We start from the raw sequence: 2680 nt of genomic DNA, 5'->3' as shown, positions 1-2680 counted from the left end.
CGCTTTTCGACGGCGTCCTGCGCTTTTCGACGGCGTCCCACGCTTTTCGACGGCGCCCCGCAGCACGCCGCCCCGCAGCACGCCGCCCCGCAGCACGCCGCCCCTCGCTTTCCGAATATTCCGCCCGCTCTCCTCTATTTCGGAGTATAATATGAAAAGATATATCACGCAACCGAAAGGAGAAAATTGTCATGCTTCATGAAGTAACTTTCCCGTCCTATAATGAGAGAGACACCGTCTATGGCTGGATCTATGTGCCGGCCGCCGAGCCGAAGGGAATCCTCCAGCTGATCCACGGATTCGGCGAGCATTCCCGCCGGTACCTTCATATGATTTCCCATTTTGTGGATGCCGGCTACATCGTCGCCGCCGATGACCATGTGGGTCATGGCAAGACCGCCATCGAGAACGACACCTGGGGCGACTGGGGAACGAAGGGTCCCCACACCATGATGGAGGACGAACACCACCTTCACGATCTGACGGTGAAGATGTATCCGAATCTGCCGTACTTCTTGTTCGGCCACAGTATGGGGTCCTTCATCACCCGGGACTACATCGGGAAATATGGCGAAGAACTGACCGGCGCTGTCATCTGCGGTACCACCGGCGAATGGCCGGACCTGGCGGAAGGCATTGCCGCCTGTCAGGATCTGGTGGACCGGGGACTGGGAGAAGAATCCGATCCGGATCTGCCGGGGAAACTCATGGGATGGATGTTCTCCCGCTGCACGGAGGGCGTCACACTGGGCAATGAATGGATCTGCGCCGACCCTGCCGTCCAGAAGGACCATGCCGCCGACCCGTTCGACGCCTTCACCCGGCCGACCTCGAACCGGGCCTTCCTGTACTTCTGTCAGATGATGGACTGCATCACCGGTCCGGAGTGGGCGGAGAAAGTCCCGGCGGCCCTGCCGATCTACAACATCGCCGGCGACCAGGATCCGGTGGGACAGTTCGGCACCGGCGTCATGCAGGTTGCAAACTGGCTGATCGACTCCGGCCACCATGTGGAAACCCGGCTCTATCCGGGCTACCGCCACGAAATCCACAACTACCGGGATCTGAAGGATGAGGTGGAGGAGGGTATCATCGACTTCATGAATCGTCAGCTGTAGCTGCAGTCCTGCGGCGATATCGGACAAAAAATCCCCGCGGCGGCCATCCGGCCGCCGCTTTTCGTTGGCGGTCCCCGCCGGTAATCGATTCCTGCTGCACAGTAACAACAAACAGAAAGGAAGGTATACCATGGGCGAACTGATTTTACTCAAGACCTGCACCGATCCGGGCCATTCCGGCAGACGAACGAGCCGGCAGAAAAACTTTGTCGCTATCCGCCCCCGGATCGGCATGACGCTGGATCCGGAGGGCCGCTGGAAACCCCGGCACCGGGCCTTCATCGCCCCGACCCGGTCGAAGGCAGAAGCCGCCTTCCGGGCGTGGCAGCAGCGGACCCGGGGATTCGATCCGGAGGAGCCGGTCGGGCTGCTGCTGGAAAATTATCTCTATGGTCTGATCAACTCCCGGGACCTGGCGTACAACACGAAAAGTGAATATCTGAACACCTACCGGATCCTGCTGCAGGGCACGGAATTCTCCCGGCGTCCGCTGAATGAGATCAACGCCCTGGACTACCAGCAGTTCATCGACCGCTCCTGCTGCCCGGACTACTATCTCCGGTTTCTCAATGCGCTGCTGGGGCGGTTCTGCCGTTTCCTGTCCCTGGGGGGCGACATTCCCGACATCACCCGGGGCATCCGGCTGCCGGCGCGAAAGCGGTCTGTCTCCAACATCGTCATCTGGACGCCGGAGGAACTGATGAAAATCACCGGCGGCCTGGATCAGGTTCCCCACATCCGTTTCATGATCATCCTCATGATGAACACCGGCCTCAGAATCAGCGAACTTCTGGGCCTCCAGTACGGGGACATCCAGGGCCACACCCTCCACGTGGAGCGGCAGCTGATCAAACAGGAGGACCTGGCCGGCGGCGGAAAAACCAGCTATGTCCTCCTCCCTCCGAAATCCCTGGACAGCCGGCGTTCCATCCCCCTCTCCGACCCCGTCCTGGCCGCCCTGCGGGAGCACCGGATATGGCGGTCCTGGCGGGACCACCGGGAGAGCTGCGAAGGCCCGGAGGACATGATCTTCCTGACCCGTTACGGCAATCCGTATGACAAAAGATCCCTGCAAGGCACGTTCAACCGCTACTACCGGAAGATCGGCGTCCCCTGCCGGGGATTTCATACCTACCGCCACACCTTTGCTACGGAGCTGGTGGAGGCGGGTGCCCCGATCGAGGTGGTCTCCAAACTCCTGGGCCACAGCAACATCAATGTGACGGCGAAGTACTACGTCAGCATCAGCGAACAGACGAAGGCCCAGGCGATCCACAACTTAGCCGCCCTTCACCAGGCCCGGGAGGCCTTCCGGATCTACTGACCTCTTCCCTTCCGGCGGCGCCCCCCTCCGGGCCAGCAGGGCCCCGCCGGCAACAAAATTCCCGGACATTCCATCCCCGTCCGCCGCCGGCAAAAACCCTGAGATATAGTTATCGTCATAAGGTTATTTTCTCGTTGCAGAAATTTTCATTTCTGACCGGGAAAACCACCGTGATGAAGAGGTTGTCGAGTGAATTTAGGAGGAGAATGACAATGGTTAAGTCATCGAAGAAGGCTCT

At 59.9% G+C, this 2680-nt stretch carries 2 protein-coding genes; both read left to right on the top strand.

Annotated features, from left to right (window positions below; genetic code table 11):
- Positions 1 to 191: 191 nt before the first annotated feature.
- The gene (locus tag BLQ24_RS09885) at positions 192 to 1118 is read left to right on the top strand and encodes an alpha/beta fold hydrolase (protein WP_090164754.1); all 927 of its coding nucleotides are present in this window, start codon (positions 192 to 194) and stop codon (positions 1116 to 1118) included.
- A gap of 130 nt (positions 1119 to 1248) precedes the next feature.
- Positions 1249 to 2442 (top strand): tyrosine-type recombinase/integrase, encoded by a 1194-nt coding sequence (locus tag BLQ24_RS09880; protein ID WP_090164753.1) that lies wholly within the window; start codon positions 1249 to 1251, stop codon positions 2440 to 2442.
- Positions 2443 to 2680: the final 238 nt, after the last annotated feature.

This window comes from Eubacterium pyruvativorans (genome assembly GCF_900102225.1).
GTDB classification, from domain to species: domain Bacteria; phylum Bacillota; class Clostridia; order Peptostreptococcales; family Anaerovoracaceae; genus Aminicella; species Aminicella pyruvativorans.
The sequence above is the reverse complement of the archived record's forward strand: the minus strand, read 5'-3'. Positions and strand labels throughout refer to the sequence as shown.